This window comes from Cellulomonas sp. NS3, assembly GCF_024757985.1.
In the GTDB taxonomy this organism is placed as follows: Bacteria; Actinomycetota; Actinomycetes; order Actinomycetales; family Cellulomonadaceae; genus Cellulomonas_A.
In genome coordinates this window covers 3,029,384-3,042,872 of record NZ_CP103289.1, presented here as the reverse complement: position 1 = coordinate 3,042,872, position 13,489 = coordinate 3,029,384, and the positions used below count along the sequence as shown (strand labels likewise).

At 75.1% G+C, this 13,489-nt stretch carries 13 protein-coding genes; 6 read left to right on the top strand and 7 right to left on the bottom strand.

Features of this window, described 5'->3' with window-relative positions; genetic code table 11:
• Nucleotides 1-167 precede the first annotated feature (167 nt).
• From recO to NXY84_RS13915, 3 genes are all read left to right on the top strand, one after another.
• On the top strand, nt 168-899 hold the full coding sequence (gene recO / locus NXY84_RS13925) for a DNA repair protein RecO (RefSeq protein ID WP_258723676.1): 732 nt from the start codon (nt 168-170) through the stop codon (nt 897-899).
• Nucleotides 899-1,702, top strand: a complete 804-nt coding sequence (locus NXY84_RS13920) for an isoprenyl transferase (protein WP_258723675.1) — start codon at nt 899-901, stop codon at nt 1,700-1,702. Before recO ends, NXY84_RS13920 begins: the two co-directional genes overlap by 1 nt.
• Nucleotides 1,703-1,836: 134 nt before the next feature.
• Nucleotides 1,837-2,193 carry a VOC family protein gene (locus NXY84_RS13915; RefSeq protein WP_258723674.1) on the top strand — a complete coding sequence of 119 codons (357 nt, stop codon included), beginning with the start codon at nt 1,837-1,839 and terminating at the stop codon, nt 2,191-2,193.
• 38 nt (nt 2,194-2,231) lie between these two features.
• Here NXY84_RS13915 and NXY84_RS13910 read toward each other — a convergent pair whose 3' ends face one another.
• From NXY84_RS13910 to NXY84_RS13895, 4 genes are read right to left on the bottom strand one after another with little or no spacing between them, the layout of a single operon-like run.
• Nucleotides 2,232-2,846 carry a DedA family protein gene (locus tag NXY84_RS13910; protein WP_258723673.1) on the bottom strand — a complete coding sequence of 205 codons (615 nt, stop codon included), beginning with the start codon at nt 2,844-2,846 and terminating at the stop codon, nt 2,232-2,234.
• Between the two features lie 46 nt (nt 2,847-2,892).
• Entirely contained in the window at nt 2,893-3,837 is a 945-nt protein-coding gene (locus tag NXY84_RS13905) for a metal ABC transporter permease (protein WP_258723672.1), read from the bottom strand.
• Nucleotides 3,834-4,610 carry a metal ABC transporter ATP-binding protein gene (locus NXY84_RS13900; RefSeq protein ID WP_258723671.1) on the bottom strand — a complete coding sequence of 259 codons (777 nt, stop codon included), beginning with the start codon at nt 4,608-4,610 and terminating at the stop codon, nt 3,834-3,836. Before NXY84_RS13900 ends, NXY84_RS13905 begins: the two co-directional genes overlap by 4 nt.
• A complete protein-coding gene (locus NXY84_RS13895) occupies nt 4,607-5,608 on the bottom strand; it encodes a metal ABC transporter substrate-binding protein (RefSeq protein ID WP_258723670.1) in 1,002 nt (333 codons plus the stop codon). The genes NXY84_RS13900 and NXY84_RS13895 overlap by 4 nt, the downstream gene beginning before the upstream one ends.
• Nucleotides 5,609-5,755: 147 nt before the next feature.
• Between NXY84_RS13895 and NXY84_RS13890 the strand changes: the two genes are divergently transcribed.
• Nucleotides 5,756-7,141 (top strand): glycine--tRNA ligase, encoded by a 1,386-nt coding sequence (locus NXY84_RS13890; protein ID WP_258723669.1) that lies wholly within the window; start codon nt 5,756-5,758, stop codon nt 7,139-7,141.
• Between the two features lie 71 nt (nt 7,142-7,212).
• Nucleotides 7,213-8,523 carry a YibE/F family protein gene (locus tag NXY84_RS13885; protein WP_258723668.1) on the top strand — a complete coding sequence of 437 codons (1,311 nt, stop codon included), beginning with the start codon at nt 7,213-7,215 and terminating at the stop codon, nt 8,521-8,523.
• On the opposite strand, the gene NXY84_RS13880 is transcribed toward NXY84_RS13885, so the two are convergent.
• From NXY84_RS13880 to NXY84_RS13870, 3 genes are all read right to left on the bottom strand, one after another.
• Nucleotides 8,453-9,772 carry a YibE/F family protein gene (locus tag NXY84_RS13880; protein WP_258723667.1) on the bottom strand — a complete coding sequence of 440 codons (1,320 nt, stop codon included), beginning with the start codon at nt 9,770-9,772 and terminating at the stop codon, nt 8,453-8,455. The genes NXY84_RS13885 and NXY84_RS13880 overlap by 71 nt on opposite strands.
• A gap of 63 nt (nt 9,773-9,835) precedes the next feature.
• Nucleotides 9,836-11,308: a hypothetical protein gene (locus tag NXY84_RS13875; RefSeq protein ID WP_258723666.1), complete on the bottom strand. Its 1,473-nt coding sequence runs from the start codon at nt 11,306-11,308 to the stop codon at nt 9,836-9,838.
• Nucleotides 11,305-11,979 (bottom strand): SigE family RNA polymerase sigma factor, encoded by a 675-nt coding sequence (locus NXY84_RS13870; protein ID WP_258723665.1) that lies wholly within the window; start codon nt 11,977-11,979, stop codon nt 11,305-11,307. The genes NXY84_RS13875 and NXY84_RS13870 overlap by 4 nt, the downstream gene beginning before the upstream one ends.
• A gap of 219 nt (nt 11,980-12,198) precedes the next feature.
• Between NXY84_RS13870 and dusB the strand changes: the two genes are divergently transcribed.
• A complete protein-coding gene (dusB, locus tag NXY84_RS13865; RefSeq protein WP_396126401.1) occupies nt 12,199-13,413 on the top strand; it encodes a tRNA dihydrouridine synthase DusB in 1,215 nt (404 codons plus the stop codon).
• Nucleotides 13,414-13,489 lie beyond the last annotated feature (76 nt).

Genomic DNA, 13,489 nt, shown 5'->3' with positions numbered 1-13,489 from the left:
GGCGCCGGCACGTCCGAGGCCCGCTCGCCCCGGACCTGGACCAGCCGGCCCGGCTGCCCCGTCCTGTGGTCCGCACCGGTGCCGGTCGCGTGGCGGGCGCGTGCCGATCGCGTGACCGCGGCCCGTCACGTGCGCCCGGCGTGGGTGGCACGGGGGAGGATGGGCACGTGAGCCTCTACCGCGACGAGGGCATCGTCCTGCGCACCCACAAGCTGGGCGAGGCCGACCGCATCGTGACCCTGCTGACCCGCCAGCACGGCAAGGTGCGCGCGGTCGGCAAGGGCGTGCGGCGCACGACGTCGCGGTTCGGGTCGCGCCTCGAGCCGTTCATGCACGTCGACCTCCAGCTGAGTTCCGGCCGCAACCTCGACATCGTCACGCAGGTCGAGACGCTCGGGGCGTACGGCCGCCCGGTGTGCGAGGACTACGCGCTCTACACCGCCGGCACGGTCATGCTCGAGACGGCCGAGCGGCTCGTCGAGGCCGAGCACGAGCCGGCGCTGCAGCAGTACTGGCTGCTCGTGGGCGCGGTCCGCTCGCTCGCGTCGCGCGACCACGCCCCCGGCCTGGTGCTCGACTCCTACCTGCTGCGCGCGCTCGCGATCGCGGGCTGGGCGCCGAGCTTCACCGACTGCGCCCGCTGCGGTGCACCCGGCCCGCACACGTCGTTCGCCGTCGCGCAGGGCGGCGCGGTGTGCCGCGCGTGCCGCCCGCCCGGGGCCACCTCGCCCGCGCCCGAGACGTTCGAGCTGCTCGCGTCGCTCCTCGCCGGCGACTGGCCGACCGTCGAGGCCAGCGCCGAGCGGCACCGGCGCGAGGGCAACGGCGTCGTCGCCGCGTACTGCCAGTTCCACCTCGAGCGCACGCTGCGCTCGCTGCCCATGGTCGAGAGGATCTGATGCCCGTCCCGCCGCCGCCGCACCCGAGCGGTGCCCGCCCGCCCGCGATCCCGCTCGAGTTCGTGCCGAAGCACGTGGCCGTCGTCATGGACGGCAACGGCCGGTGGGCGAACGCCCGCGGGCTGCCGCGGACGGCGGGGCACGCCGCGGGGGAGGCCTCGCTGCTCGACGTCGTGGCCGGGGCGATCGAGATCGGCGTGCAGCACGTCTCGGCGTACGCGTTCTCGACCGAGAACTGGTCGCGCTCGCCCGAGGAGGTCCGCTTCCTCATGGGCTTCAACCGCGACGTGCTGCGGCGGCGCCGTGACCTCATGAACTCCTGGGGCGTGCGCGTCCGGTGGGCCGGTCGCCGGCCGCGGCTGTGGCGCTCGGTGATCAAGGAGCTCGAGATCGCCGAGGAGCTCACGCGGGGCAACGACACCGTGACGCTGACGATGTGCGTCAACTACGGGGGCCGGGCCGAGGTCGCCGACGCCGCGAAGGCCATCGCGCACGAGGTCGCCGCCGGGCGGATCAAGCCGGACAAGGTCGACGAGAAGATGGTCGCGCGCTACCTCGACGAGCCCGACCTGCCCGACGTCGACCTGTTCCTGCGTTCGAGCGGCGAGCAGCGCACGTCCAACTTCATGATCTGGCAGGCCGCGTACGCGGAGCTCGTGTTCCTCGACGAGCCGTGGCCCGACGTCGACCGCCGGCACCTGTGGCGCGCGGTCGAGACGTACGCGCAGCGCGACCGGCGCTACGGCGGGGCGGTCGACCGTCCGCAGGCAGGCGCCGCGGGTGGGGCGGGCGGCGGGGCCTGACGCGTGCGGGCGGGAGCCCGTCCGCTGCGCCGTCCCCTCGTCCTGCCCCGCGTCCTCCTGCCCCCTGGGAGCCCTCGCGTCGGCGCGACGCCGTCGTCGCAGGCGTGTCGGTGGCGGCCCCTAGCGTGCGGGGCATGACGCTCACACCGGCGATGGTCACGTTCGACACCCTCGACGCCCGGGCGCTGAGCGCCTGGTGGGCGGAGCAGACGGGCGGTGAGGTGCGGGACATCGCCGACGGCTGGTTCGTCATGGTCACGCCCGGACCGATGGGCGGTCCGGTGCTGGGCTTCCAGAAGGTCGAGGACCCCACGCCCGGGAAGAACCGCGTGCACCTCGACTTCGGCGGGTCGGCGGGCCGGGAGGCGGAGGCGGAGCGGCTGCTCGCGGCCGGCGCGACGCTCGTCGGGCGCCACGAGCACGACGGCTACGCCTGGGTCGTCCTCGCGGACCCCGACGGCAACCAGTTCTGCGTGGGCGACGGCGCCTGACCCTGCCACCGCCGCAGGACGCGGGCTGACGGCGGGCCTCAGCGGACGTCGTCCGCCGTGACCGGCGTCGGGGCCGCGTCCCCGGGGCCGGCGCCCGGGTGCGTCCGCGCGGCGGCACGGCGGCGGGCCGAGCGCCGCCGCGCCGCGACCGCCAGCGCCGTCAGGGCGACGGCCACGACCGCGAGCAGCCACGGCGAGCGTGCGGCGAGCGCGACCGCGCCCCAGAGGGCGCCGAGCCCGACGGTCGCCCACACGAACGCCCACGCGATGCAGCCCGGGACCGACGCGAGCACGAAGCGCGGGTAGCTCATCCGCGCGAGCCCCGCGGCGGCGAAGACGGCGGTCTGCGCGCCCACCGTGAGGTAGGCGAGGGTCACGGCGAACGGACCCACGCGACGCAGCGCCTCGGTCGCGCGGCGACCGGACGGGCCGGCGCTCCAGCTCAGCAGCCGCTCGCGGGCCGCGGCGAGGCGCGACGGTCGGTGCGACGCGCGCCGGGCACCCAGCCCGCTCGCGCCGTGCGCTACGCCGCGCGCGAGCCAGTACGTGCCGTGCGACCGGGCGGCCACGATGACGACGAGCAGCACGACGACGAGCCAGAAGGGCTTGCCGCCGAGGCCGTAGGCCTCCGCGACGTCGGTCTGCTCGAGCACCAGCCGAGTCTATCGGCGAGGTGAGGCGAGCCTTACCGACGACCCGTCAGCACGACTCCGGCGCGCGCCCGGCGCCGTTCTCCGCGCCGTCGAGCTCGAGGTCGTCGAGCACGTCCGGGTGCGGGTCGTGCACCGGGGCGCTGCGGCGCAGCAGCGGCCGGGTGACCGCCGCGGCCGCGTACACCAGGACGGCGAGGACCACGATCGTCGCGCCCGGCGGGTAGTCCTGCCAGTACGTGAAGGAGAGCCCGACGACGCTCACGGCGACCCCCGTCGCCGACGCCAGGGCCATCGTGCGGCCGAACGACCGCGCGAACAGCTGCGCGATCGCGACGGGGACGATCATCAGCGCGCTCACGAGCAGCAGCCCGACGACGCGCATCGCGACGGTCACGGTCAGCGCCGCGATCGTCGCGACGAGGATGTTGAGCACGCGCACCGGGAGCCCGCTCGCGCGCGCGAACTCCTCGTCGTGGCTCACCGAGAACAGCGCGGCGCGCAGGCCGAGCCCGATCACGAGCACCACGACCGCGAGGCCCACGGTCCACACGAGGTCGGCGTTCGAGACGGTCGAGATCGACCCGAACAGGTAGCTGATGAGGTTGGCGTTGGTGCCGCCCGCGACCTTGATCAGCAGCACGCCGCCCGCGATGCCCCCGTAGAACATGAGCGCGAGCGCGAGGTCGCCGCTCGTGCGGCCGCGCTCGCGCACGAGCTCGATCGCGATGGACCCGGCGATGGCCGTGACGACCGCACCCGGCAGCGCGAGCGAGTCCTGCGGCACGACCGACGCCGCGTTGCCGACGAGCCAGCCGAGCGCGACACCGGTCAGGGCGACGTGCCCGATGCCGTCGCCCATGAGCGCGAGCCGACGCTGGACGAGGAACGTGCCGACCACCGGCGCAGCGGCGCCGACGACGACCGCCGCCAGCAGCGCCCGCAGCATGAGCGGGGAGGACACCATCGCGACGAGCTGGTCCCACAGGCTCACGGGGTCACCTCCACGGAGAGCGACGGACCGGTGACGGGCGGCTCGGGGTCCGGGTGGGCGTGCAGGTGGTCGTGGTGCGCGCCGGCGTGCTCGTCGCGGGGCCGGGGCGGCGCGCCGTCGTGCACCACGCGCCCGTGCCGCAGCACGACCGCACGCCCGATGAGCGGGGCGAACGCCCCGAGCTCGTGCAGGATCACCACGACCGTCGCGCCACCGCCGCGCAGGCGCTCGACCGTGTCGACGAACGTCTGCTGCGTCGGCACGTCGATGCCGGAGGTCGGCTCGTCGAGCACCAGCAGGTCCGGGTCGCGCACGAGCGCGCGGGCGATGAGGACGCGCTGCTGCTGCCCGCCCGAGAGCTCGTGCACCGGACGTCGCGCCCGGTCGGCCAGGCCGACCCCGTCGAGAGCCGCGAGGGCCCGGGCGTGCGCGCCGCGCGGGGGACGCAGCCGGCGGCCGTGCAGCATCCCGGACAGGACGACCTCGACGGCGCTCGCGGGCACGCCGGCGCTCGCGGGCAGCCGCTGCGGGACGTAGCCGACGCGGTCGTGAGCACCACGGGAGCCCGGCGGCTCGCCGAACAGCCGGACCTCGCCGGCGCTCACGGGGACGATGCCGAGCAGCGCACGCACGAGGGTCGACTTCCCGGAGCCGTTCGCGCCCAGCAGGGCCACCACCTCCCCGGGGTGCACCCCCAGGTCGATGCCGCGCAGGATCTGGTGCCCGCCGAGGGTCACGTCGACGCCGCGGGCGTCGATCACGGGGGTGCTCACGAGCAGGACAATGCCACCTTCAGCGCGTCGAGGTTGGCCTCGGCGATGCTGAAGTAGTCCTGCGAGTCGTCGGCGAGGCCCTCGAGCGGGTCGAGCACGGCCGTCGTGGCGCCGACGTCGGCGGCGAGCGCCTCCGCGACCTTCGGGCTCACGAGGGTCTCGAAGAACACCGTGGTTACGCCCTCGCTGCGGATGACCTCGCCGATCTCCGCGAGGCGGGCGGGCGACGGCTCGCCCTCGGGGTCGATGCCCGCGACCGCGACCTGCTCGAGGTCGTACCGGTCCGCGAGGTAGCCGAACGCGGCGTGGGAGGTGACGAGCACGCGGCTGCTGCACGTGGCCAGCCCCGTCTCGTAGGCCGCGTCGAGCTCGGTGAAGCGCGCGCTCAGCGCGGCGGCGTTCGCGGCGTACTCGTCGGCGCCCTCGGGGTCGAGCTCGCTGAGCTCGTCGGCGACCGCCTCGACGAGCGCCGGCATGCGGCTGGGGTCGAGCCAGAAGTGCGGGTCGTGCTCCCCGTGCTCGGCGTGCTCCTCGGCGGTCTCGCCCTCGTGTGCCTCGCCCTCGTGCGTCTCGCCCTCGTGCGCCGCGTCGCCCTCCGGCTCGGCGTCGAGGAGGTCGACGACGCCGGCCGCGTCGAGCGCGCGCTCGGGCGGGCTCGCCTGGACGGCGTCGTCCACCGCGGCCTGGAAGTCCGCCAGGTACACCACGAGGTCGGCCGCCCCGAGCCGGGCGACCTGCGCGGGGGAGAGCTCGAGGTCGTGCGGCTCCGCACCCGGCGGGGTCAGCGAGTCGACGCTCACGCGGTCGCCGCCCACGCCCGCGGCGACGGCCTGCAGCGGGTAGAACGAGGCGAGCACGGACAGGCGTCCGTCGTCGGCCGGCGTGGTCGCGCACCCGCCCAGGGCGAGCGCGCCGGCAGCGGCGAGCACGACGCCCGCGCAGGCACCGCGGATCCGACGTCCGTGCTCCGGGCGCGCCGGGATCCGAGGAAGATGCATGAGGACGATTCTCACGAGCATGAAAACCGTTGTCAAAACGCCGCACCCGGGCGCGGCCGCCCCGTGCAGGTCGGTGCCACCCCGGTAGCCTGTGCTGTCATCCCCGCGCCACCCAGTCGCGGGCCCTCGTCCCCTGGAGTGATCGCAGTGGCTGCACCGTCCCGTCTCGACAACGTCGTCTCCCTCGCCAAGCGCCGGGGCTTCGTGTTCCCGAGCGGTGAGATCTACGGAGGCACGCGCTCGGCCTGGGACTACGGCCCGCTCGGGGTCGAGCTGAAGGAGAACATCAAGAAGCAGTGGTGGCGGACCATGGTCACCGCGCGCGAGGACATCGTCGGGCTCGACTCGTCGGTCATCCTGCCGCGCCAGGTCTGGGTCGCCTCGGGCCACGTCGGCGTCTTCACCGACCCGCTCACCGAGTGCCTGAGCTGCCACAAGCGGTTCCGCGAGGACCACATGCTCGAGGAGTTCGAGGAGAAGAAGGGCCGCGCGCCCGAGAACGGCCTCGCCGACATCGCGTGCCCCAACTGCGGCACGCGCGGCCGGTGGACCGAGCCCCGCGACTTCAACATGATGCTCAAGACGTACGTCGGCCCGATCGAGGACGAGTCCGGGCTGCACTACCTGCGCCCCGAGACCGCGCAGGGCATCTTCGTGAACTTCGCGAACGTCGTGACGACGAGCCGCAAGAAGCCGCCGTTCGGCATCGGCCAGATCGGCAAGTCGTTCCGCAACGAGATCACGCCCGGCAACTTCATCTTCCGCACGCGCGAGTTCGAGCAGATGGAGATGGAGTTCTTCGTCGAGCCCGGCACCGACGAGACGTGGCACCAGTACTGGATCGACACGCGCACCGACTGGTACACCGACCTCGGCATCAGCCGCGAGAACCTGCGCCACTACGAGCACCCGAAGGAGAAGCTGTCGCACTACTCGAAGCGCACCGTCGACATCGAGTACCGCTTCGGCTTCCAGGGCTCCGAGTGGGGCGAGCTCGAGGGCATCGCGAACCGCACCGACTTCGACCTGTCGACGCACAGCGAGCACTCGGGCCAGGACCTGTCGTACTTCGACCAGGCCAAGAACGAGCGCTTCGTGCCGTACGTCATCGAGCCGGCCGCGGGCCTCACGCGCTCGCTCATGGCGTTCCTCGTCGAGTCCTACGTCGAGGACGAGGCGCCCAACACCAAGGGCGGCGTCGACAAGCGCACGGTGCTCCGGCTCGACCCGCGGCTCGCGCCCGTCAAGGCCGCGGTGCTGCCGCTCAGCCGCAACGAGCAGCTCTCGCCCAAGGCCCGCGACCTCGCCGCCGAGCTGCGCCGGTCGTGGAACGTCGAGTTCGACGACGCGGGCGCGATCGGCCGCCGCTACCGCCGCCAGGACGAGATCGGCACGCCGTTCTGCATCACGGTCGACTTCGACACGCTCGACGACCAGGCCGTCACGATCCGTCACCGCGACGACATGTCGCAGCAGCGCGTCGCGCTCGACCAGGTCACCGCGTACCTCGCGACGCGGCTCGTCGGCGCCTGACCGGACGTGACGTCGCTGGGCCCGGGGCCGGCGCCGGCCGCGAGCCCGGCGACGGGCCCGCTGCGCGCGCCGTGCCCCGCGCCGACCTGCCGGACGGCCGGGGCACGGTGAGCGGCCACGTGCACGGCGGCCCGGAGCCGCGGGCGAGCCGGCGCGTGCGTCTGGTGCTCGCGGCGCTCGTCGTCCCCGCGCTGCTCGTGACGGTGCTCGGTGCCTGGGCGCTGTGGCCGGACCGTGACGCGCTGCCCGTGCTGCGCACGACCGCCCCCGGCACGTCGTTCGAGCGCGTGCTCGTGACCTCGGTGGACCGTGCGCCGGAGGCGGCCGCCGAGACGCAGGTCGTGGGCGAGCTCGCCGACGGCAGCAGCACGCCCGTGCTCGTCCCGCCCGAGTACGTGCCCGAGGTCGAGCCGGGCGACACGCTGACGGTCCTGCGCATCGAGGCCGCGGCGGACGAGGGCAGCCCGTACGTCTTCGTCGACTTCGTGCGCGACGCCCCGATCGGGCTGCTCGCGGCCGTGTTCGCCGTGCTCGTGCTCGTGGTCGCGCGCTGGCGCGGTCTCGCGGCGCTCGTCGGGCTCGTCGTGTCGTTCGGCGGGATCGCGTGGTTCACGCTGCCCGCGCTGCTCGAGGGGCGCCCACCCGTCGCGGTCGCGCTCGTCACGGCGTCCGCGCTCATGTTCGTGCTGCTGTACCTCGCGCACGGGGTGACCGCCCGGACCACGGCCGCCCTGCTCGGGACGTTCGGCGGGCTCGCCGCGACGGCTCTGCTCGCGGGGTGGGCGAGCGACAGCGCGCACCTGACCGGGCTCGTCGACGAGAACGCGCTGGACCTGCAGCAGTACGCGCCCGACGTGAGCCTGCGCGGCGTCCTGCTGTGCGGGATCGTCGTCGCGGGTCTCGGTGTGCTCAACGACGTGACGATCACGCAGGCGTCCGCGGTGTGGGAGCTGCGCGCGAGCGCACCGCACGCGAGCCGGCGCGAGCTGTACGCGCGCGGGATGCGGATCGGGCGCGACCACATCGCCTCGACGGTCTACACCGTGGCGTTCGCGTACGTCGGCGCGGCGCTGCCGCTCGTGCTCCTCGTGAGCCTGTCCGACCGGGCGCTCCTCGGCACGCTGACGAGCGGGGAGATCGCCGAGGAGGTGGTGCGCACGCTCGTCGGCTCGATCGGGCTGGTCCTGGCGATCCCGGCGACGACGGCCGTGGCGGCGCTCGTCGTCGGTGGTCCGTCGCGCACGGCGACCGGCCTCGGACCGGACCGCACCGGAGCGCGGCCGGACGGCGACGACGCGCCGGAGGGCGACGTCAGTGCGCGTGCACGTGCGAGTGACCCCGGTGACCGTCCAGGGCGTGCCGGGGCGGCGGGGACGCCGTGACGACGAGCACGGCCAGCGCGGTCGTGAGCGGGATCGCCAGCACGAGCGCGATGGACCCGACGAGCGTGCGCACGATCTCCTCGGCGAACGCCCCGCTGGTGAGCGTCTGACCGAGCGGGAGGTGGTAGATCTCGAGCAGCAGGAGCACGGGCAGGGCGGCGCCGGTGTACGCGAACGCGATCGTGTAGACGGTGGAGGCGATGTGGTCGCGGCCGATGCGCATCGCGTGGCTGAACAGCTCGCCGCGGTCGGCGTCGGGGGAGGTCGCGCGCAGCTCCCACACCGCCGACGCCTGCGTGATCGTCACGTCGTTGAGCACGCCGAGGCCGGCGAGCACGACCCCGCACAGGAACAGGCCGCGCAGCGCGGTCGCCCCCTGGTCGCCGAGCAGCCCGGCGAGGCGGTACGAGTCCTCGGACGTCACGCCCGAGAGGTGCGCCGCGCGGGCGCCGAGCACGCCGAGCGCCGCCGTCAGCCCGAGCCCCGCGAGCGTGCCGAGCAGCGCGGTCGAGGTGCGCTCGGAGAACCCGTGCGCGAGGTACAGGACCGCGATCATGATGACGGTCGAGCCGCACAGCCCGATGAGCAGCGGGTCCTCGCCCGCGACCAGGCCCGGCAGGATGTAGGTGCCGATCACGGCGAACGCGAGGACGAGCCCGATCAGTGCGCGCAGGCCGCGCATGCCGGCGACGAGCACGGTGACGACCGCGAACACGAGGGCGAGCGTCCCGAGCGGCACGGTGCGCTCGAAGTCGTGCCACGCCCACAGCTCGCCGTCCGTCTCGGTGGCCGGGTAGCGCTGGACGACGAGCCCGGCGCCCTCGCGGACGTCCTCCGGCTGGAGCGTCGCGGTCGCCCAGAGCTCGATGTCGCGACCCTTCTCGGAGCCGCTCGTGACGGTCGCGAACACCCGCAGGCACTCGACCTGCGCCGGCACGGACCCGTCGGCGAGCCGGTCCTCGCTCGTCCCCTCGCACGACTCGACCGACGTGCCCGTGACGCGGGCCGTCGGGTACTCCACCTCGACGTCGACGAGCTCGCCGTTGGTCGGCTGCGGCTCGCCGGGCCACGTGAGCACCATGCCGAGCAGCGCCGCGAGGCCGAGCGGCACGAGCACGGCGACGAGCAGCAGCCGGGTGCGGGTCGCGGCGGTGCGCCGGACCGGCGGCTGGTCGGAGCGGTGGTCCACGGCGGGCGGGGCCGTGGCGGGCTCCCGGGCGGGCGCCGGGGCGTCTGGGGAGTCGGGCACGGTGCGATTGTGCAGCACCGTGCCCGACGGCGCCCGGTCCGGCGCGGGGCGCGCAGGGTGACGTCAGCGCGCGCGCTCGACGAACGTGGTCGGCGCCGGCGCGAGCGGGGACCGGCCGCTCGTCGGGTCGGGCAGGCCGGCGTCGGGTCCCACGACGACGACGTAGGCGCGCCTGCCGTCGCCCGACATCGGGTCGAACGTCGGCACGTCGATCGTGGTCCCCCGGGTCCCGTCCGCGCGCACGACGGGGGCGGCGAGCTCGATCCGCGCGAGCGCGTCCGGAGCCACCGACCCCGGCACGGTCCCGGTCAGGACCCACGCGTCACCCTGTGCGGCGTATGCCGTGACGGTGCTGACGACGTCCACCAGCGCGTTCTCGCGCGCGCCGCCGAGCGCGGTCCGCCAGGCGGTGTCGGGCAGCGGGCGGGCGCCGTCCACGCCGATCGACGCCGGGACGTTCGTCGTGGCCGGCGGCGGCGCGTTCGGGTCCCGCACGACCGCGAGCCGGCCGGGCGCCGCCGGGTCGGGCAGGTCGAGTCCGAGGTCGAGCGCCGGCAGCGCAGCGGTGCGCTCGTCGCGGTCGAGGTCGACCCCGAGCCGCGAGGTCGCGACGATCCCGGACGCGACCTCGACGGTCGCGGCCTCCACGTCCTCGACGAGCCCCTGGACGGTGTCGAGCACGCACCGCGGCTCGGCGCCGCGGCACTCCCCACCGAGCACCCGGGTGCCGCCCGCCCCCGTCACGACCGGCACGAGCCGCAGGTCGTCGATGCGCAGCCAGGACTGCGACGCGGCGGACTCCGACGCGAGCCGCACCGCGTACACCCGGCCGGTGCCGTCGCCCGGCGCGTCGAACGTCGGGACCTCGACCCGGTCGACCGCGGTGCCGCCGGCCACGGGCACGAATCCGGGCTGCTGCTCGCCGACGAGCTCGACGACCGGGTCCTCGACCCACTGCGGCACCGTGCCGAGGACCAGCATCTCGCGGCCGTCGGTGCTCGCGACCATCCGGAACGTCGTGCCGGTGGTGGAGTCCTCGTCGGTCCAGGGGTCGAGGCGCACGGTGTGCACGCTCGCGCCGGCCAGGTTCGCCCCGGCGTCGAGCGGGAGGTCGACGAACAGCGTCCCGGCGTCCTCGCTCAGCGTGAGGGCGGCGCCGACGGGCACGTCGGGGAAGCCGAGCCCGAGGTCGACGGCGTCGGCCTCGCCGCGCACGCGTGCCGGGAACGACGCGGCCGTCACCCCCTGGGCGACCGTCACGACGCGGAGGTCGCCCGGGACCGCGGGGGTGTCGTCGGCGGTGTGCTCGAGGCCCGCGACGTACGTCCCGCCCAGCGCGAGGGCGACGACGGTGAGCGTGCTGACGGCCGCGCCGCGCACGCGCCGGGTGGCCGTGCGGCGGTGCGCCGCGCGGATCACGTCGTCCGCCGCGAGCTGCATGGGCGGTGCGCCCGCGGTCGCGTAGCGGTGCAGGCGGGCCACGACCTCGTCCTCGCGGGGGTCGAGGAGCCGGGTCGGGGGCGGGGTGCGGGTCATCGGGGGCTCCTCGCACGAGCGATGGGGGCGGAGGGGTCGGCGGCGAGCACACCGCGCAGCGAGGCGAGCGCGCGGGACGCCGTGGACTTCACGGTGCCGACGCTCACGCCGAGGTCGGCGGCGACCTCGGCCTCGGGCATCCCGACGAGGTGGCGCAGGACGACGATGCGGCGCTGGCGCGGGGACAGGGTCGCCAGGGCGCGCACGAGCAGGTCGCGGTCGGCGGCGGCGACCTGGTGGTCGCGGCCGGCCGCCGGGGTCGAGCCGCTGCGGGACGCGCTGCCGTCGGGCAGGTCCTCGGGCGCGGTGAGCACCTCGCGACGTCGCCGCCGCCACGAGTCGACGCGGAGGTTCGCGAGCACACGGCGGGTGTAGGCGAGCGGGTCGCCGGTGCGGACGCGGGCCCAGGCGGCGTACGTGCGCACGAGCGCCTGCTGCGTGAGCTCCTCGGCCCGGTGCGCGTCGCCGCACAGCAGCCACGCGGTGCGCAGCAGGTCGTCGCCGTGCTCGGACATGAACGCGGCGAACTCCGCGTCGCGGCCCGCGGCGTCGACCTCGCGGGTCTGCGCGCGCTGTGCGGCACCGCGGCGGGCGACGCGCTCGACGAGGACGACCTCCTCGGGGGGCAGGTCCGGGGGGTCACCGGGGAAGGCGAGGGTGCCGCTCGTCATGGTGGTCACACCGTAGAAGACGCACGACCCACCCCGAAGGTTGAGTCCGGACGTCACCCGGGTGCTCCCGCGACGTGCGGACGTGCGCGGCTGCGTCACGTCGGTGCGCCGTGGCGCCTCCGCCCGGCGGCCCGGCGCAGGGCTCCTCCGGGCTGCAGCACGACGGCCCCGGGGGACCCGCGCCGCGTGGGGGACAATCGAGGGGTGACGCCTGCGATCGTGACCCCCACCGTGCCCGCCCCGACGCCGGGCGGAGCCCCGGCCGCCGCCGCGCCCGGAGCGGGCACGCGCGTCCTCCCACCGCTGCGCATCGGGCCCCTGACGATCGACACCCCCGTCGTGCTCGCCCCGATGGCGGGCGTGACGAACGCGGCGTTCCGGCGGCTGTGCCGCGAGTCCGGCGCCGGGCTCTACGTCGCCGAGATGGTCACGTCGCGCGCGCTCGTCGAGCGGGGCGAGGAGTCGATGCGGATCATCTCGCACGAGCCCGACGAGAAGCCGCGCTCGGTCCAGGTCTACGGCGTCGACCCCGCGACCGTCGGGGCGGCGGTGCGCCTCATCGCGTCCGAGGACCGCGCGGACCACGTCGACCTCAACTTCGGCTGCCCGGTGCCCAAGGTCACCCGGCGCGGCGGGGGAGCGGTGCTGCCCTGGAAGCGGGACCTGTTCCGCTCGATCATCAGCGCCGCGGTCGACGCCGCGAGCCCGTACGGCGTACCCGTGACCGTCAAGATGCGCAAGGGCATCGACGACGACCACCTGACGTACCTGGAGGCGGGCCTCGTCGCGCAGGAGGTCGGTGTCGCGGCGGTCGCGCTGCACGCCCGGACCGCGGCCGACTACTACTCGGGCACCGCCGACTGGGAGTCGATCGCGCGGCTCAAGGAGACGGTGACGGACATCCCGGTGCTCGGCAACGGCGACATCTGGTCGGCCGAGGACGCGCTCGCGATGGTCGCGCAGACGGGGTGCGACGGCGTCGTCGTCGGGCGCGGCTGCCAGGGCCGGCCGTGGCTGTTCGCAGACCTCGCGGCGGCGTTCGCCGGGTCGGGCGAGCGTCGCCGGCCGGGGCTCGGCGAGGTCGCCGCGGTCGTGCGCAGGCACGCGGAGCTCATGATCGAGCACTTCGGGGACGAGTCGAAGGCGCTGCGCGAGATGCGCAAGCACATGGCCTGGTACCTCAAGGGGTACGTCGTGGGCGGTGAGCTGCGCGCGAAGCTCGGCCTGGTGTCGACGCTCGCGGAGCTCGACGACCGGCTCGGGGCGCTCGACCTCGACCAGCCGTACCCCGGGGAGGCGGCCGAGGGGCAGCGGGGGCGCGCGGGTTCCCCGAAGCGCCCGACGCTGCCCGAGGGCTGGCTCGCGTCGCGCGAGCTGAGCGACGACTTCCGGCGCGCTCTGCACGAGGCCGAGCTGAGCGTCTCGGGCGGCTGAGCCGGCGGCAGCCGCGCCGCGCCGCCGTCGCCGGTTGCAAGTTTCTGTACGCTTGCAGCCGTTCCGACGACGGCAG

Bases quoted from the DNA above. Each gene is read 5' to 3' on its own strand.
- NXY84_RS13920 (WP_258723675.1), top strand. From the start codon at position 899: ATGCCCGTCCCGCCGCCGCCGCACCCGAGCGGTGCCCGCCCGCCCGCG.
- NXY84_RS13915 (WP_258723674.1), top strand. From the start codon at position 1,837: ATGACGCTCACACCGGCGATGGTCACGTTCGACACCCTCGACGCCCGG.
- NXY84_RS13895 (WP_258723670.1), bottom strand. From the start codon at position 5,608: ATGCATCTTCCTCGGATCCCGGCGCGCCCGGAGCACGGACGTCGGATC.
- NXY84_RS13875 (WP_258723666.1), bottom strand. From the start codon at position 11,308: ATGACCCGCACCCCGCCCCCGACCCGGCTCCTCGACCCCCGCGAGGAC.
- NXY84_RS13870 (WP_258723665.1), bottom strand. From the start codon at position 11,979: ATGACGAGCGGCACCCTCGCCTTCCCCGGTGACCCCCCGGACCTGCCC.